This is a genomic window from Streptococcus mitis, assembly GCF_000722755.1.
GTDB classification, from domain to species: domain Bacteria; phylum Bacillota; class Bacilli; order Lactobacillales; family Streptococcaceae; genus Streptococcus; species Streptococcus mitis_CM.
In genome coordinates this window covers 345,642-372,148 of the sequence record NZ_JPFY01000013.1, presented here as the reverse complement: position 1 = coordinate 372,148, position 26,507 = coordinate 345,642, and the positions used below count along the sequence as shown (strand labels likewise).

The window sequence follows — 26,507 nt, the reverse complement described above, 5'->3', positions numbered from 1 at the left end:
AAAAAGTCACCCGAAGGCAACTTTTTTTGTCTATAAGATTTTGAAATTAGAAAGGATCATTCAGAGCTAAAAGTTGCAGCTTGCTGCATTTGGTAATACTTGCCCTTTCGAGTCATGAGATTCTGATGATTGCCATACTCAACGATGTCACCATCCACCAATACTAGAATCAGATCCGCATCTTGAATGGTTGACAAGCGGTGGGCAATGATAAAGCTTGTACGCCCCTTCATGAGTTTTGCAAAGGCATCCTGAACCAGCACTTCTGTCCGCGTATCAATGGAAGAAGTCGCCTCGTCTAAGATAAGAATCTTTGGAATAGCCAGAAAGACTCGGGCGATAGTCAAAAGCTGGGCTTGACCGACAGAGAGAGATTCTCCTGCATTTTCTAGCTTTGTATCATAGCCTTGAGGTAACTGTTGGATGAAAAAATCTGCATTGGCTGCTTTGGCAGCAGCAATCACCTGCTCTCGACTGGCATCAGGATTTCCAAAGGCAATATTGTCATGAATGGTTCCTTGCTTGAGCCAGGTTTCTTGAAGCACCATGCCAAACTGCTGTCGAAGAGAAGCACGACTATAGTCATAAATGGATTGCCCATCTAGCAAGATATCTCCTGAATTAATGGGATAAAAACGCATGAGGAGATTGATAAGGGTTGATTTTCCAGCCCCCGTCGGACCAACAATAGCAACCTTGCTGCCAGCTGGGATGTCAATAGATAAATCCTTAATCAAGATCTTTTCAGGATTGTAACCAAAAGAGACCTGTTTAAAGGAAATTGCTCCTTTAACTTGATCACTAGTCAAGACTTCCTTACCTGTTTCAGCCACCTCATGACTTTCTAAGACAGCATAAACACGCTCTGCGCAAGCGAGAGCACTTTGCAACTCGGCCAAAACTGAAGAAATATCGTTAAAGGGCTTGGTGTACTGCTGGACATAGTTCAAAAAGGTCACTAAACGCCCGATGGTCAAGGTGGACCCCAACATGATACGATAAGCTCCCACTCCAGCTAGAAGGGCATAAATGAGTGCATTGACGAAACGAGTCGAAGGATTAACCGTTGAAGAATAAAAGATAGCTGACTGCGAATAACCTGCATAGTTGTCATTAGCCTCACGCAGTCTTTGGATAAAATCTTCTTGAGCATTAAAAGACTGGATAATAGTCTGTTGGCTAAGCGATTCTTCAATCAACTGGGTCTGAATCCCTCTTGTCTCCGTTTGCTTTTGGAAGAGATGATAAGATTTCTTGGCAATAAAGCGTGAAATCACCATGGATAGTGGCGTCAACAGCAAGACCAAGAGGGTCATGAGGAGATGAATTTGGAGCATGGCTAGAATACTAACCAAAATCATTAAGACTCCAATAAAAAATTGGTTAAAAATCATGGTCAAGCCAGCTGCTAACTGTTCGATGTCTGTGGTAACACGACTGACCATCTCCCCACTACCTTGTCTATCCACAAAGGCAATCGGTAAACGATGGAGCTTATGGATGATTCGCTCTCGTAAGTCTCTGGTATAAGAGAAAATTAGGCGATTATAGAGGAGAGGATTGGCCCACTGCACAAGGCTATTTCCTATGACCACCAAGGTCATTTGAATAAAAATCTGCCAAAAAACTGGTGAAGAACCAGCCACTAGGACTTGGTCGATGACCTGCCCAATCAATATAGGTAGGTAGATTGATAAGGCAACCTGGGCAATGGTTCCTAGAAAGGCTAGAAAAAGAAGGAAGGTATGACTTGCTAAATCTTTTGCCAAACGTTTGCTCGTCTGGTTTGCAGTTTGTCGTCTCATGCTAGTCCTCCTTTCCATGTTGAGATGCATTGATTTCACGATAGACTTGACTAGTTTTCATCAAGTCCACGTGCTTGCCGATAGCTAAGAGCTCACCTTTTTCCAAGAGTAGAATCTGGTCAGCCATCTGTAAAGTCGAGGTGCGTTGAGAAATCAAAATTAAGCTCGTATTTGGCAAATTTTCTCGGATAGCTTTCAAGAGTTTGGACTCCGTAATGGTATCCAACGCCGAGGTTGCATCATCTAGGATGAGAAATGGAGCCTGGCGCAAGACTGCGCGAGCAATAGACAGCCTTTGTTTTTGTCCACCTGAGAAATTTCGTCCTCCTGCCTCAACTAGGGCATCCAAGAGTCCTTCCTTTTCACTGACAAAATCCTTAGCTTGCGCAATTTCCAAGGCCTGCCAGAGTTCTTGATCAGTTACTTCTTGATCTAAACCTAGAGTCAAGTTGGAACGAATGCTTCCCTTAAAAAGTTCGACTTTTTGGGGCACATAGGCAATCCAGGACCGCCACTGCTCCAAATTAAGAGGACTACGTCCATCTCGATAAAGGTCAATGCTCCCCTTGTCTGCTGGATAAAGTCCAAGGATGAGTTGCACCAAACTTGATTTACCAGAACCCGTTCCCCCAATGATACCAAGAATTTGCCCTTGAGTCATATCAAAGGAAATGTCTCTCAAAGAAGGCTGGGCCGCATCAGGATAGGTAAAGGTCAGTTCTTGAACTTGTAAAACCTGATCACTGGTAGCTTGCTTTTGTTCTAATTTTGAATGGATATCCTCTGGAGCCTCAGTAAAGACTTCCTCGATTCGCTTAGCTGAAATATAGGACTGGTTGAGAGAATTGATCAGCATGGCTAGCTTGACCAATTCCACCAAGATCTGTAGGAGATAGTTGATAAGGGCAATGAGAGCACCTTGACTGAGCAATCCTCCTTGAATTGAAATATATCCCTGCCAGATAATAACGAGGAGAGTTCCATTAACAATCAGATAGGTCAGAGGAGTTAATAAACTAGACCAGAAACCTGTCTTTTCTTGTAATCTAGCATAGACTTGGTTAAGAGTTTGAAAAATCTGTAACTCTCGTTTTTCTTGTCCAAAAGCTCGAATAACCCGCATCCCTTGTAATTGCTGGCGCGTTTCTTGAACCAGTTGATCCGTTTTCTTTCTCAGACTGCTGTAGAGAGGATTGACCAGTCGAGAGAGCCCTACAATAATAATGGTCAAAATGACAACCATGACCAAGAACCAGAAAGTCAGCTCAGCCGAGATGCGATAGGCCATAAAGATAGCGCCAAATACAATAATAGGTGCTCGCAAAAAGAGACGCAGAAATTGATTGATACCAGTCTGAATCTGGTAAGTATCCGAAGTCAAGCGAGTCACCAAGCTAGAAGTTGTCAAACGGTCTCTGCTTTCCTTTGGTAAAGAAAGAATATGACGATAGAGGTCGTTTGTCAATTCCTTGGCAAAACCTACCGCTGCCTTAGCTGAGTAAAACTGGGCTATTAAGGCCACTACAACACCAATTACTGCAAAGATAAGGAGCAAACCAATCTGCATCCAGAGATGACCTTGATTTTTCTGGGGCAAGGATTGGTCAACAATCCCAGCAATCACCATGGGAACCAAGAGCTCAAAAACAGCTTCTAACAGCTTGAACAAGGGTGCTAAAATTGATTCCTTGATGTAGGGTTTAAAGTAAGATAATAGGTGTTTCATAAATCCCTTCTATTCGTATTCTGGAAATAAAGAAAGTGGGAAGTGCCCACCCTCTCTGATTTATTTGTTTAAGTAAGGCAGTAGATAGCCATATCCTGCTTCTTCCATCTCATCCTTGGATACAAAACGCAAGGATGCAGAATTAATACAGTAACGCAGGCCACCTAACTCCTGAGGACCATCTGTAAAAACATGACCCAAGTGAGAATTCCCCGACCGAGAACGAACCTCAATTCGCTCCATTCCATGACTGAGATCCTTGTAATAATGAATCAATTCCTTGGAAATCGGACGGCTAAAACTTGGCCAACCACATCCTGAGGCAAACTTATCCTTGGCAAAAAAGAGTGGCTCACCCGTCGTAATATCTACATAAATCCCTTCTTCAAAGGTTTGGTCATAGGCATTGCTAAATGGAGCCTCTGTAGCAGCTTCTTGGGTAACACGATAGGACTCTTCGGTTAAGCTTTTCTTTAACACCTCTTGACTAGGCTTTTCATAATTTGCTGCGTCAATCAATGGCTTATCAGCATCGGTCACATCGATATGACAGTAACCTGAAGGATTCTTCTTAAGATAGTCTTGGTGGTAGTCTTCAGCCAGAATGTAGTGGCGAAGTTTCTCCACCTCTACTGCAATCTTTCGCCCAAGCATGCGCTCCTGCTCCTGCACCACTGTGTAGATAGCTGGCAAGTCTGCTTCATCCTGGTAATAAATCCCAGTTCGATATTGGCGACCACGGTCATTCCCTTGTTGATTGATAGATAAAGGATCGATAACACGGAAATAATAAAGCAAAATTTCTCTGAGTGACACTGCTTTCTCATCGTAAATCACTTGAACCGTTTCTGCATGGTCTGTTTCCTTGAGCAACTGGTAATTGGTCGTTTCGACTTGACCATTAGCGTAGCCAACACTGGTTGCTGATACTCCAGAAATGCGTGAAAAATATTCCTCTAGACCCCAAAAACAACCACCTGCTAGATAAATTTCTGCCATCTTTATTTCTCCTTTATCAAGTTTTTAACTAGACTTCTTTTCAAAAAAAGGATAGGAAGCCCTCTGGTCGAGAGTTTCCCCATCCTATCATCTATTCTTTATTTTTCTTCGACACGGACACCTTGGGTATCAACTTTCAAGTCATGAAGTTTTCCTTTGAAAGGTTGCTTTTCCAATTCTGCCTTAATCGTTGGCATCTTGTCATGAGAAGCCAAAACCATAACTGTCGGCCCAGCACCAGAGAGGTAGGTTGCATAGGCACCATTTTCTTTGGCTACTTGCTTAATCGTCGCAAATTCTCTCACCAAGTCCTGACGATAGCGCTCGTGGAAGAGGTCGCCCTCGATTGCTTGCCCTGCGGTCACCATGTCTCCTGCCAATAAGGCCGCAACCGCCACATTGGCGATAGAACTGGCAGCAACAGCTTCCTTGTAAGACAATTTCTTAGGCAATACACCACGGCTGTCTCGAGTACGCAATTCATAGTTTGGAATGTAGGCTAGGAAATCACACTCTGGGAAGTCTGCTACAATAGCAGAGACTTGCCCTTCAACAGAGCTTGCAATAACGAGATTACCATAAATGGCTGGAGCCACATTGTCAGGATGTCCTTCGATCTTGGTCGCTAACTGCAATTTTTCATTGTCAGACAAGTTAAGCTGACCCAGTTGGTTGGCGAGTTCAATCCCAGCAACAATAACCGAGCTGGAAGAACCCAAACCACGTGCCAAAGGAACATCACTAGTCATTTTCAAACGTCTTGGCTGCAAGTCCGGTACAATTTGCAAAGCGATTTTGAGCAAGAGATTGCGATCATCATGTGGAATCCATTTGCCAATCTGGTGTTCAATCAACCACTCTTCTCGTTCTTCACAGACCTCAATTTGAAGATACTTGGTTACAGCTACACCGACCGAGTCAAAACCTGGCCCAATATTGGCACTGGTTGCAGGTACAATAATTTTCATCTTATTCTCCTAGCACCTTGAAGGTATTCAAGAGGTCGAATTCTGAAACCTTCTTCAATTCAGCTGAGACATTTTCAAGCTGGGCTTTATTAATCTTGTGTGTGATGATCACGACACGCGCCTTGTCACCTTCTTTTCCATCTTGGAGGATTTGTTTGAAGGAAATATCTTTGGCATTGAAGATTTCAGCAAGTTTCAAGACCTGACCTTTTGAGTCTGGTGCCAAGATTGAGAAGTAGTAGTTTGCTTTAACATCCTCAGGATTTGCCAAGACCAAGTCACGGCTGTATTCATTGAAGTCTTTGCCAATGGTACCATCATTCAAGCGACGAACGATACGGACAATATCCGCCACAACACTTGTTGCAGTTGGTTTTTGACCAGCACCTGGTCCGTAGTACATAGACTCACCGATACCGATAGATTCCACAAAGACAGCGTTCATTACCCCATTTACACTGGCAAGTGGGTGCGCTTTAGGTAGGAAGGTTGGTGTTACTTCTGCAGCAATACCTGAAGGAGTTTCCTCGATAGAACCCACTAATTTCACTACATAGCCAAGGTCTTGGGCTACAGCCACATCTTCTGGTGTGATATTGCGTATCCCCTTGTGGGCTACATCGTCAAAAGCAACCTTCATGCCAAAGGCAAATTGGCTCAAAATCACCATCTTGTAGGCTGCATCGATCCCATCTACGTCATTTGTAGGATCGCTTTCTGCAAATCCTAGGCGTTGCGCTTCCGCAAGAGCGTCATCGTAAGACCAGCCTTCTTCCACCATCTTGGTCATCATGAAGTTGGAAGTTCCGTTGACTACACCAAGCACACGAGTGATTTTGTCAGAAGCTAAGGAATTTGCCAAGGTACGAAGAATTGGAATCCCACCAGCTACTGCTGCTTCGTAGTAAAGTGCTACATTATGCGCTTTAGCGATTTCTAACAGTTCTGCACCATGGACAGCCAAAAGGTCCTTGTTAGCAGTAACAACATGTTTGCCAGCCTCCAAGGCACGAGTGATAAAGGTCTTAGCAGGTTCGATACGACCCATCAACTCCACTACGATCGTAATGTCTTGGTCTGATAAAATGTCATCCACATTGGTTACAAAGTTAAAGTCATTCCCTGCTGCAAGCAAGCGATTCTTTTCATCTTCATCCTTGACCAATACCTTAGCAACTTCAATATCTGAATGTGCTGATTGATTGATTTTTTCTCCATTTTCCTTTAGGAGGAAAGGCACACCACTTGCAACGGTACCAAATCCTAGTAAAGCAATTTTAACTGTCATGTTTGTCTCCTCGAAATTTTCTAATATAGCCATTATAACAGAATTTTGTGAAAATTCCTATTATAGTAAATCACTATTTCAGTCTAGAAAAAAACGAATCCGATGATTCGCTCTTCTTAAAATCTAGAAATAGCTTTCCAGAAATGATTATCCAATCTTTTGCAGATTGAGCACTGCATCGTGATTGATCAAGACTTGACCGTACTCCTGCAAGACTGAGCGACTGATGTCACTATCTTCCGCAAACTCGCGCATACGAGCCAACAGCCAAGCTGGATATGGACTTGGATGATTTTCAATATCCACTAAAATGGTCAAATAATACCGCTCATTCATCTTGTAGAGTTCAGAAGTTTCCATCTCAAAAGTCACTGTCTTAGCAAAAGACACCAAGTCAGCCAACTTAGCAAAAGAAAGGATGTAGTAGATATAAGGCTCTTTCTTGCTCTCAACTTCTTGTTCAGCCTGCTCCTGCTCTTCTTCCTTGGCTTCTACTTGCTCTAGAGATTGAATGGCTTCAATATCATCCTTGGTTTTGTCTGCGATGCTTTTTTCCAAGGTTTTGATAAATTCATCAGGCGACATTTGAGCCAATTCTTCCATATCTGGTAAATCCGATAAGTCTTCAAAATCTAGATTTTGGTCAATCTTTGATTTGGTTACAAAAACATCTACCTTATCAGGTTTTGGAGTCACACGGAAGCTCAACATACCTGTATCCAAAAAGCTCTCAGGCATCTCTAACTCATCCAAGATAGCATAAAAGAACTCTTCTGTTTTTTCTTGAGGAACGAGAAAGTCAGCAATCTCCATGCCTCGATCCATCAAATCCTCTAAAGACATCGTGATTTTCAAAGTTGTATCACTAATTTGTTTCATTTTCATTGCTAGTAACCTCATACTTTCAGTTCTATCTATTATACTAGATTTTTACGATTTTATCAAAAGAATGAAGCGAGAATGTGATATAATACTAGAGACCATTTTACAATAACAAGAAAGAAAGTACAATGAAAAATATAAAGTTAATGCACTGGCTAGCTTACTAGTTAATATTCTCAATATCGTTTTTCCGCTGATAACCAACCCTTATCTGACGCGGATTCTCAGCAAATCCAACTACGGTTACTTCAATACCGCCAATACTTGGGCCAGCTTTGTCATTCCACTAGCTGCCTTTGGAATATACAACTACGGGATTCGTGCTATCAGTAAGGTTAAAGACGATAAAGATAAGATTAATTATGTCTTCTCCAAGTTATTCTATATATCTGTAATTACTTCTGTCCTTACAACAAGTATCTACTTTTTGTTTATTTACCTAGATAATAGTATTGAAAATTTGAAAGAACTCTACTATATACTTGGTGTCCAGTCTCTCTTCCAATTCCTTTATATCGAGTGGATGAACGAGGCTTATGAAAACTATGCCTTCATCCTTTACAAGACATTGATTATTCGGATTGCCATGCTGGTTGCTATCTTTACCTTTGTTAAAACTGCAGATGATATCGTTCCTTATGCCATCGTCATGAGTGCAACGACAATTCTCAACTATCTATTCAGTTTTCTCTGGATTAAACGAGAAGTTTCCTTTGTCAAAATTGGTCTCATGGAATTAATCAAAGCATCTAAGCCACTCTTGACCATGTTGCTTCTAGCTAATGCCAATATGCTCTACACCTTACTTGATAGAATGTTTATCACTAAAGGACCTGATGAAAACTACATTTCTTATTACACTATTGCATCTAGTATCGTCATGTTGATTGCCAGTGTCCTGAGTGGAGCTATCAACGTCAGTATTCCACGTCTCGGCTACTATCTCGGTAAGAAAGACTACGAATCTTATAAAAATCTTCTGAACCAAGGAGCTGCCCTCTTTTATTTCCTTATCATTCCAACCAGTATTGGAATGATGGTGTTGGGAAACTACGCGGCAGTTATCTACTCTTCTGAAAAATACCTCGAAGCAGGTATTGTGACTAGTGTTTTCGCCTTTCGTACAATCATCTGGGCCATTGAATTAATTCTTGGTAAACAGATCATCTTCATCAACGACCACGAAAATCGTTTAACAGCCTTTTACTTTATTGGTGGCGGTGCCAATATCCTACTCAACAGTTTCTTGTATTTCAATAATATTTTCGCACCAGAGTACTATATTGCTACTACTATTAGTGCAGAAACTGTAGTTGTTATACTAGAAATTTACTTTATCAAAAAACATCAGCTACTTGATTTAAAAGAAATCTTTACTACTTTAACACGCTATACTATTGTATCGCTCGGATTCATTCCAATCTACTTAGCGTTTAAATTCCTTTTCCAAATCAACTCTTATACAGTCAACTTCAATATGATACTCATGGTTCTCTCGACTGTTTCTACTTGTGGAATATATTATCTCTTGACACTATTTATTACCAAAGATAAAACATTCCACTATGCACTCAATCTTGCACTTGCTAAGATTAAAAGAAATTAAAAGAATCCCCTGCTAATAGACTATTCTAGTAGCAGGGGATTTTCTCATTATTCCTTTTCTTTCTTATCGGAACTACTTGACTCTATAAATGAGTCTTCTTTTTGTTTTTCTGAATTAGAAGAGTTAATTTCTTTATGATTTTCTTGCTTTTCTGCCTTATTAATCTTGTCTGATTTATCAGTTAGAGTAGATGTTTCCTGTTTGTTTGTAGAATGATTTTGCTGCTTATCAACAGTAACTACTTGTCTCCATACACCTTCTTCATTAACTTTATAACCATCAGGTGTGGTAGAATTTTTCAATAAGGAACCATCTGCTTGGAAATAGTACCAATTACCATCAACCTGTTTCCAGCCAGTTTGCATCGCTCCTGTTGAATCAAAGTAATATTGATCACCATTGACTTTTTGAAGGCCAACCAACATAATACCATCTTCAGGATTTAGATAATACCAGACGCCTTTGTCTTTTATCCAACCAGTTTTCATGGCTCCATTTGATTCAAAGTAACGGTAATGATTATCAAACCATTTCCAGCCAGTCTGCATGGCACCAGATGCACTAAAGTAATATTGCTTGCCATCTACTTGATTGAGTCCAACCAACATAGCGCCTTCCTTAGATTCAAGATAATACCACATATCATGATCTTTTAGCCAACCAGTTTGACCAATTCCTGAATCAGAATAAAAATACCATTTTTCCTCTAGTTTCTGCCAACCAGTCTGCATGGCTCCACTTGTACTCAAAAAATAACGTAATCCACTAATCGTATGAGCACCAATCTGCATGATACCTTCTTTATCCAAATAGTACCATTTTTCATTATCCTTAACCCAGCCAATCTTCATCGCACCAGAACTTGAATAGTAATACCAGTTCTTATCCATTAATTTCCAACCAGTTTGCATCGCTCCACTTGTGTTTAAATAGTAACGAATTCCACTAATTTCTTGATTTCCGGTTAACATGATACCATCTTTGTCTAAATAATACCATATATCTTTATCTTTAATCCAGCCAGTTTTCATTGCTCCTGATTCTGTATAATAGTTCCATTTTCCATTGACAAAAACCCAGCCAGTCTGCATCACACCTTCTTGATTAAAGAAATAAGTTGTTCCATTTATAATTTTTTTACTAAGTGAAGGGACTCCATTCTCATCGTAATAATACCATTTTCCTAACACTTTTTTCCAACTAGAAGGTTTACCATTAGATTGAAGGGCACCATTAGTAGCAAAGAACATTTTTTTGCCGTTAAACTCATGCAATCCTGTTAACATTTTTCCTTCTTTATCAAATAAATATTTTTGTCCAGAAATTTCCACTAATTCATTATATTTCCGAGCCCCTGTAGAGGTAATATAGTACCAAAAACCATCTTTCTTAAACCAACCGGCTTCTTGCATGCCTCCATTGTTGTTTAGGTAATACCAATTTCCATCAAGCTTTTCTCTAGAATCTTTCAAATGCAACCATTTGCCAGCTTGCATTTGTCCTTGTCCATTAAAAAAATAATAAACACCGCCTATTTTTCGCCAACCAATCGTCATTTCTCCATCGAACAAGCGATATTTCCAGTAACCTTCTTCTTTATACCATTTTTCATTCACTGTAGGTATATTTGGTAGACTTTCAGAAATATCCGTAAATCCTTTTTCTCCAATTGTAAAGACTGTTGCATCTTTTGTCTGACTAGATGCATGAACAACCTGAATATTTTTTCTTTTAAGATAATCTCTAGTTGTAGAAAGGTTTGCATCTGCAGCCGAAGTATGTACAACCATCTTCGGTGATAAGTATTCTAAGAATGGAATAGTATTAGAAATTTTAGCATCATAGTGATGATTCCATTTCATCATATCCACCTTACCAATTACAGGACCTAACTTATCTTCTGCACCCTCAGCATTATCCAAGTCTCCACCAAGATAGATTCTTTTACCTGCAACTGTTACAACTGCTACAATTGAGTTTGAATTGTCATCAAATACCCTTTTTAGATTTCCATTGCTATCATACTCATTTTTATAGTTATACAGCTGAATATCCATATCACCTAAAGTAAAATGACTGTCTTTATCTGAGATATCTTGTATTAATTTCACACCACGTTCTCTAGCAGTATTAACAGCATTATCGTAATTATAAAGATTGTCCCACAATCTCCATTTTGTTGTAATACGTTCATCAGTGTATCGTTTTAGATAAAATCTATCAACAGGAAAACGTTTAAGAACTTCATCTGCAGAACCAATGTGATCACTATGGACATGGGTTCCTAGAATAAAATCAAGTTTTTTAATACCTACCTGTTTCATATGTCTGAACAGTCTATCTTCTAATACATACCCATTGTTTGTACTAATACCAACACGACTTGGATATCGTGGATTACTACCATCTGGAAAATCGTAGTCCTCTCCCATATCAATCAAAGCATAGTGACCATTACTTTCTAAAATAATAGCATCACTCCCTGTTGCTCCTTTTGTATTGATAAAATGTACACGATTTCCTGAACCAGTTGAGATTAAATTTGCTTGCACAAACTGTAATTGGCTTATTGCAATAGCGAAAAATACAAAGATAAATAAGATTATTTTTTGTTTCAAATTCATCTGCAAATCACACTTTCTTTCTAATGATTTTTCCTTAGATATTAGATTACATCTTTAAGGGAGTAATACTGATTTGAGTTCAAATTTCTAATTACGAGTGTTTCTTGTTTTCAATTAAATAGACATCAAACTCATGCCCAAAACCTCTTTCTTCCTCCGGAGGCAACTGCATATAATCACCATAATATTGAGTTAAAATAAAATCATAATTTTTGGGAGCCGGTAGTCTAAGATGTTCAAAATCTAAAGTTATTATTTCTTCAAAAATTTTTCTTTCAAATACTTCTTTTTCTCCCAATTTTGAAGAAAGGAAAGCTATAAATTTACCATTTGGATTATAGTGTTTTTTCGTCAGTTTTTCCATAATAATTGCAAAAACTTTTGGTGGTATTGGCAGTAATATGAACCAAATAATTTGTCTAATTAAATCTTTAATTTGACTATCTTTATAAATAATATTCTTTCTCTTACTTGATGCTAGTAATTTTAAACTATCCAATCTATAAAATAATTTCATGATTTTTTTGTCATTAAAGGTATCCATAGGGAATATATCAATAAACACACCTGAAGGATAAGTTGTATATACTCTTGTGTTATCAATAACAGTGGATGTATCAACTATCTTTATAAAATTATTATAATATTCTTTTTGCGTTTCTAATGAGAGTAGCTTATATTTTGAACTATCATTTTCAAATAGGTTTATGAACTTATTATAATTCTCACGCGTCATGCTAATATCAATATCATCATCCCACGGTATAAAACCTTTGTGCCTAACAGCTCCTATAAGTGTTCCGTAATTAAGAAAATATTCTATGCCATTTTTTTACAAAAAATATCTATATAAGATAAAATTTCCAATTCTATGTTTTTCGCTTCATCTACTGTTATTTTTTTCATTCTTTTCTCCCAAATTTAAAAATTTTCCTTTTGATTCGTTTAAGATGCTCAAAAACTTCTTGTAAGATTGCATCATTGGTTACATATAATAAAACTGTATAGCTTGTTATTGATAGAATTATAGTCATAACTATATTTATAATTAATTTGGAAGTTATGATCATTTCTGTAGGATTAACAATATTAACTATAAAATAAATTGGTATAAATGTAAGACTATACATAAAATATCGTATAGTGTAGTAGAATATATTTTTTAATGAAATTAATTGTTTTTTAATAATAAATCTTGAATAGATTATTAATAAAATAATTTCAGAAATCATTGTAGTTATCAGGTAAAATTCTGGTTTTGAAATATTATTCATAAATAAAATACTATCCAATAGAATGTTTATAATACCCGATAATAGAGTGAAAATCGTTAGTTGTTTTTCATAGCCATGAGCAAATATAATTTGAGTTCCTAAAATAATATCTAAAGATAAGAAAATTGTCCTGAAAGCGAATAGTGAAGTTAACATACCTCCTTCAACATATTTTTCACTCCCGTATATCAGTATTGTTTCAGTACCTAACACAGTTAATCCAAGGCTTATAGGTATAATAAAAAACATAAACATACGGCTTCCTCTGTTTACTAAATTGTAATAAGAAGTTTTATCACCTTTTCCTAAATAATAATTCAGTCTAGGAACACTTACACTTACAACTCCAGTAATTAAGCCAGCTATAACCCCAACAATTCTTTGAGCCATTGTATAGTATGTCACATATAACTCTTCGCCTATTTTTACTAAGAATAATCTATCAAGGAAAGTAAATAACATATTTGCACTTGAGAAAACAAGCATAGCAGTAAGTGGCAAAAACAGAGGCTTAAAATCTTTAATATCTATTCTAACTAATTTGATATCTCTTTTTATCCAAAAATAACTAATTAAATAATTTATAAGAGTAGATAAACTCATTATCAATGTATAAGGTATAATATCCTTTTCTTCTTTAACAAATATAAATATAGAAAATAACATGAGAGTTCTAATCAAAGCTGTTTTATAAAAAAGAAAATCATAGTTTTCCAATGCTTCATTAACCCATTCTATGGAAAACATTTGTGCAATTAATTGAATCCCCATTACTAAATAAACCTTTTTCAGTACAGGATTATTTTCAAAAAACAAAGGATAAGCAAATATATAGATTACAATACATAAACTAGTACAAGTTATACAAAGATAGAATAATTGAGAGAATACTTTATTTACCTCATTTTTATTATCTTTTACGTTACTGATACCTCTTAGACCATATGAATATACTCCGTATGTAGCAAAAGGTAAGAAAAACGAGAGTATAGTGTCAACAGAATTGAAATAACCATAGTATGTTTTATCTAATACACGCGCTACATGTGTACCTGTTAAAAGAGGGAATATAATATTTAGTATTCTTATCCCTAGATATGCTAAAGCATTTAGTTTAATACTTTTCATAAAAAATAATAGTTCCTTTCTTAGAAGTTCTAACTACAATTATAGCATATAAAGATGTAAAAAATCTCAAAAGAACAGTTTCCTTAAATTGTCAAAATTCAAACAATTACACTGAAAATAGAGAATTAAAGAATTTATAGTGAGTAAATCCACTATGGATATTATGGAGCCTATTTTGTTACAGAAAAAAAGTCCCATATGACCTATAATGAAAAGCAATCAAACAACTCATTAGAAAGAATCCTATGGAACAATTACATTTTATTACAAAACTACTCGATATTAAAGCCCCTAATATCCAATTTGCAGATGTTGTTAATAGGGATACGTACAAAGAAATCATCGCTAAACTGGACTACGATTCTCCATCTTGCCCAGACTGTGGAAGTCAAATGAAGAAATATGATTTTCAAAAACCGTATAAGATCCCTTACCTCGAAACAACTGGTATGCCTACTAGAATTCTCCTTAAAAAGCGTCGTTTCAAGTGCTATCGTTTCTCAAAAATGATGGTCGCTGAGACTCCTCTAGTAAAGAAAAATCATCAAATCCCTCGTATCATCAACCAAAAAATTGCTCAGAAGCTGATTAAAAAACTTCTATGACCGATATTGCTCATCAGCTTGGCATTTCAACTTCAACTGTCATTCGCAAGCTCAATGACTTCCGTTTTAAGTATGATTTTTCTCGTCTTCCACAGACTATGTCTTGGGATGAGTACACTTTTACTAAGGGAAAGATGAGCTTCATTGCGCAAGATTTTGAAAAGGTCACTATCATCGCTGTTCTTGAAGGTAGAACACAAGCAGTCATTCGAAGTCGCTTTTTTCGATACGATAGAGCCGTTCGTTGTTAGGTGAAAATCATTACTATGGATATGTTTAGTTCCTACTATAACTTGGCTAAACAGATTCTCTTTCGAATTTCTAGGCTCAGGCTGAAACAGTCTCCCAGACTATTTCACTCCCAAACGCTAAAATCGTGTTGGATTTCTTTCACATTGTACAACATCTTAGCGGTGCCATGAGTCGTGTGCGTGTCCAAATCATGAATCAGTTTCATCGAAAATCCCATGAATACAAGGCTATCAAGCGCTACTGGAAACTCATTCAACAGTATAGTCGTAAACTCAGCGATAAACGTTTTTATCGCCCTACTTTTCGCATGCACTTAACGAATAAAGAATTTTAGACAAGCCTTTGAGCTATTCAGAAGACTTGAAGCACCACTATGCTCTCTTTCAGCTCTTGCTTTTCCACTTTCAGAATAAAGAGCCTAACAAATTTTTCGGACTCATTGAGGACAATCTAAAGAAAGCTCATCCAATTTTTCAGACTATCTTTAAAACATTTCTCAAAGCTAAAGAGAAGATTGTCAATTCACTTCAGGTCCCCTATTCCAACGCCAAATTGGAAGCGACTAATAATCTCATTAAACTTATCAAACGAAATTCATTTGTTTTTCTGAACTTTGAAAACTTCAAAATAAGGATTTTCATCGATCCGAATATCAAAAAAGAAAGAACGAATTTCGTCCTTTCTAATCTTAGCTTTTCTTCCCCCTACAGTTGACAAAGATCCTGAATACGGAAACTATTCCGAAAAAAACACATTACTAAACAGGAGAATCCCTATGCAACAAAAATCTTATAAAAGTTCATTCTCAACATCGTTTCAGCAATCCATACAAACCACTGTCATTTTACTGACTTCCATGAGAAACAAATGGTAGAACTTAGTCTAATGTACAATATAAGATCTGACAAAAATTTATAAAAGAAATTTAGAAATAATCTACAGTCTAAATGTTGCGACACCTATTACGTTTTTATTTAAATTTTTGATAACTTGAAGATTTTCTTCAAAGTTTTTATATCTAGTTATACCGTATTCTTCCACAAATAAAATGTTATCCGAATTTAGAATTGATTTAATGTCATTTATGTTTCCAATAACAATATTTGGGGGCAGGACTTTAGCATACTTTTTGGAAAACTTATCAATTACTTTTTTGTTCGTGGCTAATAGTAATAAATTTTTATGTCCATTTTTATATTGTATCACATTTCTAAAATTATCTATATTATCTATTTTTACAACAAAATCTACACCATATTTTTCATAATCCCCTGCTCTATTAATGGTTGGATTAAAAATATACACTGCTATGTTACCAAATATTACCAATAACACAGATCCGATTCCAAGTATAATCAAACGAAGAAATAAAGTACTTTTACTTACGCCAGCTTCACTTTCATTTTTCTCAAGTTCTTTTGAATAAACTGTCTCCAACTTTTCAATTGTTACGCCCGAGTATGCTTGTTTATATTTATCAACTAAATAATCCAATTTTTGTTCAATAATATCATTCGCCAATTTACTTGGTGTTAGTATTTTTACTGTAATCCCTTTATTATTTAATAAGGAATTTACTTCTATTTTTTTGTTCCAAAAATCAAAATTTGAGTTTTTAAGTGTAACCTCAGTTGTCATCAGTTCTGCAGCTATTTCTTTCATATCTGATTCCGACTGGTCATTAAACAAATAAGCCCCATTTAAGTTGGATTGAATTAAACGTCCGTAGAAATCACTATATCCTCCGACTGTATTACTATTAGGTATTATTGTTTCTTCTGATGGTGCTATAATTTTATAAGAAAGATAACTAGAAAAATTGCTAACATCTCTAATAACAGACTTAGTTGTAAGAACTTTATATGAATATGGAATTGCTAGGCAAAGAAATAGAACTATTAATGAAACTAAATTTAATACCTTTTTTTATAAATATTAGCAAATAAATCTGCAATCGAATAATTATCAAACATTATACATCTCCTTTATAATCAACTACGTATTTTACTCTTCTTTTTATTAGACCGGCTAAAAAAAAGATAACTATGACTATTCCCCAAAATTGTAATGTAACCAAATTGTAGAAACTCTCTGTAAAGCTACCTCTTGGCATAAAAAATAAATTATTTAAAATCAATAATGTAATACTAAACAATAAAATCCCCGGTTTATATGATGATTTCATCATAAATATAAAACTAATTCCCATTATGATACTTAACAAAAATAATCCAATCATGCCATAATCAGTATACATTTCCATTACATAACTTCCACCAATACCATGGCCTGCTAAATAATCCTGTCCCAAAACAATATACGAAATATTATGAGCATATCTATCACTTTCAAGAGCTAACTCTATACTATTATTAGCACTAACGAATGGAGTTCCACCAAATAAAATTCCTAAATTTCCCCTAGTTATATACTCAATTATAGGACTAAAGGTGTAATTTCTAAACTCTCGTATAGGTAAATTACTTCCATATAAGTAACCTCTAGCTAAAACACCAAAACTTGTCCCTTGTTTATAGATAAAATCTATCAAAAGTTCAGAAAGACTCATATTTCCAATACCTTCTCCATCACGGGCATAATTCAAAAATCCCATAACAAGCATCATGATTGGTGTACCTATATAAAGCACTACTTTTTCTTTTACACCTATCCATACTCCTTTTTCTGTCTGATTTCTCATAAAATAATAAATAAATGAAAATATCAAACTAAGTACAAATGGATTTCTTGTTCCGATTAAAAGGTTTATTACATTAGCCGTAACAAACAGACCTAACACTATTGTAGAATTACGTTTGCTTGGTTTAGTAGCTAAATATATACACATAGCATAAACTACAAACGTTGATAATGTATAAGTAAAATAAGGTAGCTCACTTTTGAATTCTGCATAGTATTCATAATATGATACATTTATTCTATACATTAATCTTTCTACTAACCTAACAAAATAAAAAGGATATGAAATAAAAAATACTACTAGAGATACCTTCCTTATACTATTTATGAAAGAACTAGATTTTTGGATTTCATCAACTTGTTTTTTATTTTTTCCTTTTTAGAAACTAATAAACCTCCTATATTTAGTCCGATAATAGAAATAATAACCGCTAAAAAGGAAAATCTATAGGCATCTTCCTGATAGGTATTTATTAGCCCATGTTTGAAATAATCTATTGTTGGTCTAGAAACCAAAAAAAGAAATATTGTAATGTAAAAAATAAGATGGATTATATAGTACTTTATATTGTTAAAACAATATAAAGTACTACTAACAATAAGCATAACTAAAGTTAACAATAAAGTTACAATTGAATCATTATATATATATGAAATTCCTAAAAAAATAGTCACAGTATAGCTAAATAGCGTAATTATATAATACAACTTTTTCCATTCTATTATCAAATACTCACCTCATTCCTATGTTTTCTAACCTAAAATACATCCCCATTAGAAATAATCTCATTCTTAAAATTATATAAGTATTCGAATAGTTCTGACTCTATAATCTCTACTTCTGGTAGATAATCAATATCTCTATTGTAAACTTGTAAATTATTCACAGATATATTCGGATTGAAATACTTAAACTTTGCTTTATGATGGATAGATTCTATGCCTATGAAATTTTCTATATCTTGTTTTGTTTTCTCGTAATTCAAAACTAAATCTTCAAATTTTAGTCTTAATACTGAAGTATTTGTTTTTTTCTCATTTTCTCTCATCATCTTGTAATAATTACAAAATTCCTTAACATCTGTTGGATAAGGTACCTCTTGATTCCTTGGCTTCCAAAAATACTTATTCAAAACAAATACATCTCTTGGATCTCTTGAAACAATTATTGGAAGTAATCCTTCAATTTTATAATTATCTATTAAATTAAGATTATGAGGTAGTATAAGTTGGTCTAGTACTATATTCTCTTCTGTATCGGATATTTGTTTTATAACATCAACAATAAACTTTCTACTTTTTTCATAAAAGTCATCCGAAGATACTAGACTCATTTCTAATTGTACTTGTTTTAATTTTGCAGTTTTTTTAAATATAACTCTCTTTATAACTCTTATAATCCAGTCTACTTTTGTAGGCTTTTGATGATAATACCAAATCCCATGATATTTACTAGTTATTATAGAATTTAAATAACTATCCACTATCTTTATGAAGTTTTGGGAAATTTTTTCTTTATAATTAGCAATCCCCCAACCACCATACATATACAATTCTTTCATGAGTTTTCTAAAACTCTTTATAGCTTCATCACTCCTAATAGCATTGTTATTATATAGCAATTTATACTCTAAATCAAATAATCCATCAGGTGCATATAAAAATACATATTCAAAGTCTGAATTTTTCGTGTTTATTCCTTCATATTCTCTTAATAAATCTGTCACTGCTGAGGATCCACTTCCCATATAACTCATAGGAATTATTATTTTATTCATAATTTATTCACCTATAATTCATTAATTATTTTTTTGATACTAGTAATCTGTTTATCTAAGGAATATTTGTCAACATATTTCTTGCATACTTCCGAATTAATGAATCTATCTTCCTTCTTTTTACTAAGCTCTTCTATAAGATAGTTAGAAATTTCTTCATTATCATCAGAAACAAATCCACATTTTTGATTATTATATAATTCATTCGTCCCTCCTACGGGAGTACTAATAAATCCCTTTCCTAACGCTAACGCTTCCACCAAAACTGTAGGGAATCCTTCTGCTTCTGATAATAAAACTACATAAGATGCTTTATTTATATATGGATAAGGATTTTCAACATAGCCTAACATAACTACATTATTTTCTAAATTATTATCAATTATGAATCTAGTAACATATTCCTCTAAATTACCTTTCCCTAATAAATATAATTTTGTATCAGGTATTTTCTCAACCACATTCTTGACAACTTCTAACAATCTCTTGATCCCTTTGGATTCCTCTATACGTCCTAAGTAAATGAGACTATCCTCTTCAAATTTAATATTTACATCTTCAAGAGATTTAGTGTGAATATTTTGAAAATCGTATCCATTATATACTAGTTCTATTTTTTTATCGTATTCAGGATAAATTTCTTTGATAGACTCTGATGTTTTTTCTGATATACTTATTATTTTGTTAACATATTTTAATTTTTCCCTTGTCTAATTCTAGAAAGTTTATGATTTTTTAGATTATAGATTGTTCCATGATTCCAAGATATTGTTTTAGCATCATTGTTTAGTAAATAAACCGGATATAAATAATTAAAGGCTATTTCATAATCATATTTTTTTCTTGTCACTCGATATCTAAATAATTTTGGAAAAAACAAGAAAAACTTCCACTTAATTTTATTAAAAATACTGGCATTTTCTAGGTTTCTGAATATAGGTTTTAATACATTGACTTTTCTATTGTTACCTTCTCCAATACCGTGATGATTTATCTCTAAAACATCAATATCATACTCATCACTTAATCCATTGGAAATATTTTCCAAAATTTTTTCAGCACCACCACCCAAACTAAAAGACCATGTTATAAATAAAATTTTCTTTTTACTCATATTTCACCTATTTCAATAGTTTTTTCACTATACTTTTTTGATTATATTTTATTAAATACATCAGTAGTTTTCTCTTTAAAGGTTGACTATTTAAATATTTATTTTTTATCCAATTAGGATATTTTTTATTTACTTTTTCAAGGTAATCTTTTAATAAGGGAGACTTTTTATCAATTCTTAAAATATTAGCGTATCCACCATACAAAATATGGTACCAGTTATAATATTCTAACTCTTCTTTATATTCCCCTGGATAATTTTCTGCATAATATTCTTCTACACTGTTTAACATTACTTCTATATCTCTTATTTTATTAATAGCTGTTCCGCCACGCATAATAGAACCTTCAGTTAAATAGTATTTATATATACTAAAATTAAAATATTTTGCTTTATTTACATTGGGCCAAAGTCTTGCCATGAACTCGAAATCTTCATATAAATAGCCACTTTTAAATGTTAATTTAGTTTTTCTTAAGAATTCTAAATCATATATATAATGCCATACAGCATTTGGTAGGGTAAAAAGTCTTCTTTCTTTATTCGGATTTAGTATAGTATATTCTTCTATTCCCATACTTATATGGTCCAACTCACTATTCTCGTATCCTACCCTATAATCAAAAATATTTACTTCTTCTAATTTTTGATTAGCTATAAATTTTAGTGCACCTTCTTCTATCTCATCATCTATATCAACAAACCATAGATAATCTCCACTTGCCTCCTCTAAAGTTACTCTTCTAACATGGGCCAATCCCCCATTTTCTTGAGATAAAACTTTTAGATAGGATAATTTTTCACTATACCCCTTTAATATTGTTTCACTACTATCCTTTGATCCATCATTTACAATTAGCAGTTCTAATTCTATTTTATCTTTCACTGCCTCATACTCTTTTGCGATAGAATCTATGCAACGTGATATATATTTTTCACCGTTGTATACTGGTACACCTATAGTTAATTTCATTATTTTTTTCCTATTATTTCTTTTATAAACGAATATACTCTCTTAGAATTCTGATCATCATGTATTCTAAAAAACTTATCAATTTTTCCTTTATATCTATCTTCTAAAATCCAATTATTCTTAAATTGATTTTTTATCTCTGTTATCAATTCATCTAGGGTATCTATAGAGTTTCCAAATCCATCTTTATAGTCATAATATCCTTCTTCGTACTGGCCTTCCCTAAATTTTTTATAATCAAATTGATAAAATAATACTGGTTTTCTCATATAACAAAAATCCATAAATACACTTGAGTAATCTGTAATTAAAAAAGCAGACTCTTTTAATAGTTCTTGTATATCATATTTTTTCCAATCAGCCAATATAATATTCTCTGAAGAAGTTTGAAAATCTTGTAAATTTTTTTGCATGTTTCTATGCGGATAAAAAATTAAAGTTAGGTTATTTTTTTCTAAAAAGTTATTTAAGTCATCATTTACTAAAAACTCATTCCATTTTTTAAAGTATTCAGTTTCGGTAAAAATACTTCCTTCATTAAAATTATTTCTAGCTTTAGTATTTAAATTTAACCATTCTCTCCAAGTAGGCATAACAAGAATTTGGTTATTATTTACAATATTACGATGAAGATTATCAAATCTTGGAAATCCCAAATATTGTACATACCCTTTTGGATACCCGAATTTTTCTTCTATTACATTATACTCTCGCTCTGCCCCGCATATAAAGCCACGCATTTTTGTATTTTCATAATATAACCATTTGGCATCCGAAACTGTTATTCCGTGTTGCAAAAATACCTTATTTGTTTTTAACCCTAAATATACTTCCATAAGATTAAAAACAGCTGCATTTGGATTTCCTGCTTTCTGTGTACTTACATTTACTCCCGCGCTAAGATAATAAACCCAGTGTTTAAAAGACCAATACTGAATACATTCTCCTAATTTTGTAACTTTATTTGCATCCGGAGATTTTAGATCAATGACGTAAATCACATTCTCTTCTGGGTGTTTTTCTCTAATATACTTAAAAAGCCAATAACCATTATCCCTAGCTTCTTTTTCACTTTCACATATTAGAATTAAGTTTTTATTTCTGTTTCTATAAAATAGCGAAAGAAAATATGCTATTGGAAAAATAAAAAAAGTGAGATAATATCTTTTATAGAAATTAATCTTAATTTTTCAAAAAAATTTCTACTCATCTTAGCACCTCCTCATATACATGCTTATAGTTTAATGAAGATTTCCAACTTATTTTATTTTTTATTAGAGGAAAAAGCTGATATTTGTAAAAATAATCCAAAGGCAAAACATCCAAAGCCAAACCATGTGGCAAATCCAAATCTTGCTGGTAAGGTTTAATGCAGGTAGTTTCCTTGTCACGAATAGTAATAAAAAGATTGCGGTCGACAAAATCCTTGTTACTCTTTGACAAGAAATAACGCTCATCTGCATAACGAGGCCATAATTCTGCCAATTTTTCATAATCCTTACGGGGCATAAAAAAATCTAGATCATCATCCCAAGGAATGAAACCCTTGTTTCGAAGGGCACCAATAGCACCTCCACCACAAAGATAACAAAGCAAATCATGTTCTTTACAAAATGCGACGAAATATTCAGCCATTTCCAGACTACGAGCCTGAATCGCTTTCAAATCACTCATGTCTCTCCTCTTCTGTTCAATAACGAGTTATATCGTTTTATTATACCATAAAAAAGCCTTAAAAATCCATCAGACACTAAGAAAAATCAAAGTTCAAACCACTATTTTACTGGTGATTCGAACCTTGATTTTTCCTGTATTAATCTCCTATCTAATTCCAATTGTAGAATATTCATCTCTACACAATCGTATCATAATCTTTTTCTTTCGTCTTCAAAGTCTCAACAACCTTTGTCGAATAAGCTCCTTTCATAGTTGTATCGAGTTGACTAGAAATCATCCCTAGTGCTGTCTTTGTTGCTAGAGCTTCTGTTTTGATCTTAAAGTCACCATCTGACATCAAATTATTACGCTCATTCAATTTGATCGGTGAATAGATATGACTGATTAGTAAACGTTCTAGTCCCTTCTGAATCTCAATCATATTATTGTTCACTCCTGAGAAGAAATCATTAATCATTTCATCAAACATAAGCTATCCCTTCCTTTTTTCTTGTTCGAGTGTCGTCTTTCGACGATGTAATGTATCTATATCCTCTTCTAATTTTCGTCGTTCTCGTCTATACTCAATCTCTTCTTTTTCAATACTTTGTTCCAAAGCGCGCTGATTTCTTATAAATCCTATAGATACTGCTTGGCTAAAGTCCGAAGCTATTCTGTTTAATCGTGCTCTTTCCTCAGTAGTATCCACGTCCACTTGCCCTAGGTAATGCTGCATCATCTGATACTTTCTTTCCATCATATGCAACAATTGGTTCCGTTTTTGCTGAAGGTTTTCAAATTGTTCTTCTCTTTGTTGGCGAATAAAACGATTGCGTTCATCTAATAAATCTAAATGGTTTTGCTTTGTTCTTAATTCCTGCCAGATTACTTGATTTTCATCCATTCTTTAAAATTCCCTGCTAACTCTTTATCATCTTCCAATTTTTTTGGACACCATCTGCTATTTGCTTTTCTAAACTTTGAAAATCTTCGGCTAGTTTTTCTGATTTTTTGATTTTTGGATAGAAATAATGATCAAGATCATCTACGATTGTAGTACGAGATACTCCTCCATCAGAATAGGCTGTCGCCACCTCTGTAGGTGATAAAATAAAACCAAAGGGAACGTGATAAGTACTCGCTACTATTTTCTCTGCTTTTTGATGCGCTTGACGAACGATGGAGCAAATCTCTTCATGACCAGCATTTGCGACTTCATGCAATCCCGATGAAATCGTTAAGGCCTGTTCGGAGTCTAAAAAGAGTTCCTCACCACTCGTATAACCGCCTGAAGCCAATGCCTCTTTAGCCTTTGCATAGGAATACAAGCCACTGGAAACCTTATCCAAACCAGATGAATACCGTTTTTCAAACGATGAACGATCATTCTTAATTTTAAGACTACCATCTTCATTAAAAACATAACCGCCCCACAAGTGTTGAGAATATACAAAATCTACCTGTTGTACAGAGTCCACATGATGCATCATCCCTACAACACCGACACTATCCATTCTATTTTTAGGGTAACCTATAGGAACCAAATCTTTATCATCAACATAATTATGAATACGATACTTTATCGCATCCACACGCTGCCGCTGTTCTTTGGTCAAGACCGGATAGATATTCGGGCCTTGGTAGATATAAGCTCCTGAAATACGTGAAATGTCCCTAACATTAGCTAGGGCGTATTGAGCATTCATAGAACCAAGAGAGTGACCATAAACTGAGATTTTAGCGTTTGGATATTCCAACATTATATCATCTAAGATAGATGCCGCCGCCTTCAACTGAGAAGTCACCCCTTCTTCACCTTTCAAAATATTTTGAGCCATGGGAATATCATTTGCAAGCCAATCCACTTCCCATCCTTCATCAAGTGGCGCTTTAGAACCTTCGTAAAGAACGGACACTTCAGATTGGTCTGGACTCTCAACTACGTAAACCTTTATTCCTGTCTCGTTTTCTATCACCTGACGGACTGTACCGATGGAACTTTTTCGAGTTTCTATATAAATATCATTATCAACTTGTAATGTATTATCATATTCTTTTTCAGCAATTAACTTTCGTTCATAGTCGCTATACATAGAATTCATCAGTTTGAGTCTCCCTTTAATTTTTCCAGAGATGGATTACTCCCACCGCCATTTCTTAATTTACCATCACTATCTTTATGTAAGAAAACACTAACTTTATAACTTGAAGAATCATTTATATACAAATAAACAATTATTCCCCCCATTGGATTATGTTCAAAAGAATCAACTTTATATGATTTAATAATTCCTTTTTCTGTTAGAGCATTCGGATCTATTTGTTTTAAGCGCACTTTAAAAATCTCTTTCGCTTCCTCACTCTCTACAATTCTCACCATCTCATCATGTTCTGCTTGTTTCATCACTTTAAATCCTCCTATACTTAATCCAACAATAACTAATAAACTAGCTAAAACGATTCCTATAATTTTTAATGACTTCATGACATCTCCTTTATGTTATTTTACAAATATATCATGTACTGATTTACTTATAGTATACCATAAAGATTTGTCTGGACTCTCAACTACATAAACCTTCAACCCTGTCTCGTTTTCTATCACATGACGGACTGTACCTATGTCTTCTAGCTCTCCTTTATCGTTTTTAATAGTCAGAGGATCACTGGGTTCATAGACTGAATACTCCTCATTTGCTATACTTTGTCGCTCATGATCACTGTAGTCTCTACTCATTGTTTCTCCTTTATCAGATTGTGCAATTTCCCCGAGTATCCCCCACTGGAAAAATCCACCTTATTTGTTTGCGAGTTTTTCTCTAGGGTATACCTTACATATAGTTCATTATCTTCATTTACATAAACAGAAAAATTTATTCCCCCCATAGGGTTATGTTGAATAGATTCTGTATCTATTTCATAAGACTGGATTACTCCTTTATTTGTAAAAGCTTTCCCATCTATATAATTTAAATAATCCTCTATTATTTCTTTGACTTCTTCACTCTTTACAATCCTAACCATCTCATCGTGTTCTACTTGTTTCATTACTTTATATCCTCCTATGCTTAACCCAGCGATAACTAATAAACTAGCTAAAACGATTCCTAAAATTTTTAATAACCTCAT

General features: G+C 34.4%; 24 protein-coding genes and 2 pseudogenes. 2 read left to right on the top strand and 24 right to left on the bottom strand.

Translation table 11 applies throughout. The features are described from left to right. Positions 1-56 precede the first annotated feature (56 nt). The 6 genes from SK578_RS05025 to mecA all read right to left on the bottom strand — a co-directional run bounded on the left by SK578_RS05025 (position 57) and on the right by mecA (position 7,671). Positions 57-1,805, bottom strand: coding sequence for an ABC transporter ATP-binding protein (locus tag SK578_RS05025; RefSeq protein ID WP_042750993.1), 1,749 nt, complete (start codon positions 1,803-1,805; stop codon positions 57-59). A 1-nt stretch (position 1,806) separates the two neighbouring features. Beyond that, complete coding sequence (locus tag SK578_RS05020) at positions 1,807-3,531, bottom strand: ABC transporter ATP-binding protein (protein ID WP_042750992.1); 1,725 nt, start codon at positions 3,529-3,531, stop codon at positions 1,807-1,809. 60 nt (positions 3,532-3,591) lie between these two features. After that, a complete protein-coding gene (gene msrB / locus SK578_RS05015; RefSeq protein WP_042750991.1) occupies positions 3,592-4,530 on the bottom strand; it encodes a peptide-methionine (R)-S-oxide reductase MsrB in 939 nt (312 codons plus the stop codon). A gap of 98 nt (positions 4,531-4,628) precedes the next feature. Continuing rightward, positions 4,629-5,498 (bottom strand): homoserine kinase, encoded by an 870-nt coding sequence (thrB, locus tag SK578_RS05010; protein WP_042750990.1) that lies wholly within the window; start codon positions 5,496-5,498, stop codon positions 4,629-4,631. Position 5,499: 1 nt separating this feature from the next. Then, entirely contained in the window at positions 5,500-6,786 is a 1,287-nt protein-coding gene (locus SK578_RS05005) for a homoserine dehydrogenase (protein WP_042750989.1), read from the bottom strand. A gap of 147 nt (positions 6,787-6,933) precedes the next feature. Beyond that, a complete protein-coding gene (gene mecA, locus SK578_RS05000) occupies positions 6,934-7,671 on the bottom strand; it encodes an adaptor protein MecA (RefSeq protein WP_042750988.1) in 738 nt (245 codons plus the stop codon). 148 nt (positions 7,672-7,819) lie between these two features. Between mecA and SK578_RS04995 the strand changes: the two genes are divergently transcribed. Next, positions 7,820-9,274: an oligosaccharide flippase family protein gene (locus SK578_RS04995; RefSeq protein WP_042750987.1), complete on the top strand. Its 1,455-nt coding sequence runs from the start codon at positions 7,820-7,822 to the stop codon at positions 9,272-9,274. A 47-nt stretch (positions 9,275-9,321) separates the two neighbouring features. Here SK578_RS04995 and SK578_RS04990 read toward each other — a convergent pair whose 3' ends face one another. From SK578_RS04990 to SK578_RS04980, 3 genes and pseudogenes are all read right to left on the bottom strand, one after another. Further along, complete coding sequence (locus SK578_RS04990; RefSeq protein ID WP_042750986.1) at positions 9,322-11,898, bottom strand: MBL fold metallo-hydrolase; 2,577 nt, start codon at positions 11,896-11,898, stop codon at positions 9,322-9,324. A gap of 91 nt (positions 11,899-11,989) precedes the next feature. Continuing rightward, positions 11,990-12,804, bottom strand: a pseudogene (locus SK578_RS04985) (LicD family protein). Next, a complete protein-coding gene (locus tag SK578_RS04980; protein ID WP_042750985.1) occupies positions 12,801-14,300 on the bottom strand; it encodes an oligosaccharide flippase family protein in 1,500 nt (499 codons plus the stop codon). The pseudogene SK578_RS04985 and the gene SK578_RS04980 overlap by 4 nt, the downstream one beginning before the upstream one ends. A gap of 245 nt (positions 14,301-14,545) precedes the next feature. Here SK578_RS04980 and SK578_RS10560 point away from each other — a divergent pair. After that, positions 14,546-15,871, top strand: a pseudogene (locus SK578_RS10560) (transposase). A gap of 222 nt (positions 15,872-16,093) precedes the next feature. Here SK578_RS10560 and tarQ read toward each other — a convergent pair. The 15 genes from tarQ to SK578_RS04905 form a co-directional block, all read right to left on the bottom strand. Continuing rightward, the gene (gene tarQ, locus SK578_RS04965) at positions 16,094-17,032 is read right to left on the bottom strand and encodes a teichoic acid biosynthesis protein TarQ (protein WP_474104087.1); all 939 of its coding nucleotides are present in this window, start codon (positions 17,030-17,032) and stop codon (positions 16,094-16,096) included. A gap of 97 nt (positions 17,033-17,129) precedes the next feature. Further along, a complete protein-coding gene (locus SK578_RS04960) occupies positions 17,130-18,176 on the bottom strand; it encodes an O-antigen polysaccharide polymerase Wzy family protein (protein WP_474104086.1) in 1,047 nt (348 codons plus the stop codon). 5 nt (positions 18,177-18,181) lie between these two features. Beyond that, the gene (wzy, locus tag SK578_RS11480) at positions 18,182-18,532 is read right to left on the bottom strand and encodes an O-antigen polysaccharide polymerase Wzy (RefSeq protein ID WP_474104085.1); all 351 of its coding nucleotides are present in this window, start codon (positions 18,530-18,532) and stop codon (positions 18,182-18,184) included. An 83-nt stretch (positions 18,533-18,615) separates the two neighbouring features. After that, positions 18,616-19,635 carry a hypothetical protein gene (locus SK578_RS04955; protein ID WP_042750984.1) on the bottom strand — a complete coding sequence of 340 codons (1,020 nt, stop codon included), beginning with the start codon at positions 19,633-19,635 and terminating at the stop codon, positions 18,616-18,618. Between the two features lie 11 nt (positions 19,636-19,646). Next, positions 19,647-20,144 carry a glycosyltransferase gene (locus SK578_RS11220; protein WP_323754979.1) on the bottom strand — a complete coding sequence of 166 codons (498 nt, stop codon included), beginning with the start codon at positions 20,142-20,144 and terminating at the stop codon, positions 19,647-19,649. A gap of 185 nt (positions 20,145-20,329) precedes the next feature. After that, on the bottom strand, positions 20,330-20,749 hold the full coding sequence (locus tag SK578_RS11215) for a glycosyltransferase family protein (RefSeq protein ID WP_235228632.1): 420 nt from the start codon (positions 20,747-20,749) through the stop codon (positions 20,330-20,332). 7 nt (positions 20,750-20,756) lie between these two features. Further along, positions 20,757-21,722 carry a glycosyltransferase gene (locus SK578_RS04945; RefSeq protein ID WP_042750983.1) on the bottom strand — a complete coding sequence of 322 codons (966 nt, stop codon included), beginning with the start codon at positions 21,720-21,722 and terminating at the stop codon, positions 20,757-20,759. Next, positions 21,722-22,804 carry a CDP-glycerol glycerophosphotransferase family protein gene (locus SK578_RS04940; protein WP_235228668.1) on the bottom strand — a complete coding sequence of 361 codons (1,083 nt, stop codon included), beginning with the start codon at positions 22,802-22,804 and terminating at the stop codon, positions 21,722-21,724. Before SK578_RS04940 ends, SK578_RS04945 begins: the two co-directional genes overlap by 1 nt. Positions 22,805-22,928: 124 nt before the next feature. After that, positions 22,929-23,396 carry a LicD family protein gene (locus SK578_RS04935; RefSeq protein ID WP_161683532.1) on the bottom strand — a complete coding sequence of 156 codons (468 nt, stop codon included), beginning with the start codon at positions 23,394-23,396 and terminating at the stop codon, positions 22,929-22,931. Positions 23,397-23,574: 178 nt separating this feature from the next. Then, positions 23,575-23,868, bottom strand: coding sequence for a hypothetical protein (locus SK578_RS04930; protein ID WP_042750982.1), 294 nt, complete (start codon positions 23,866-23,868; stop codon positions 23,575-23,577). 3 nt (positions 23,869-23,871) lie between these two features. Continuing rightward, on the bottom strand, positions 23,872-24,282 hold the full coding sequence (locus SK578_RS04925) for a hypothetical protein (protein WP_042750981.1): 411 nt from the start codon (positions 24,280-24,282) through the stop codon (positions 23,872-23,874). Between the two features lie 16 nt (positions 24,283-24,298). Continuing rightward, positions 24,299-25,480, bottom strand: a complete 1,182-nt coding sequence (locus SK578_RS04920; protein ID WP_235228630.1) for an Mbeg1-like protein — start codon at positions 25,478-25,480, stop codon at positions 24,299-24,301. Further along, a complete protein-coding gene (locus tag SK578_RS04915; RefSeq protein ID WP_042750980.1) occupies positions 25,480-25,863 on the bottom strand; it encodes a DUF1310 family protein in 384 nt (127 codons plus the stop codon). The genes SK578_RS04920 and SK578_RS04915 overlap by 1 nt, the downstream gene beginning before the upstream one ends. Positions 25,864-25,878: 15 nt before the next feature. Then, the gene (locus tag SK578_RS04910; protein WP_050491238.1) at positions 25,879-26,115 is read right to left on the bottom strand and encodes a hypothetical protein; all 237 of its coding nucleotides are present in this window, start codon (positions 26,113-26,115) and stop codon (positions 25,879-25,881) included. Then, entirely contained in the window at positions 26,112-26,507 is a 396-nt protein-coding gene (locus SK578_RS04905; protein ID WP_042750979.1) for a DUF1310 family protein, read from the bottom strand. The genes SK578_RS04910 and SK578_RS04905 overlap by 4 nt, the downstream gene beginning before the upstream one ends.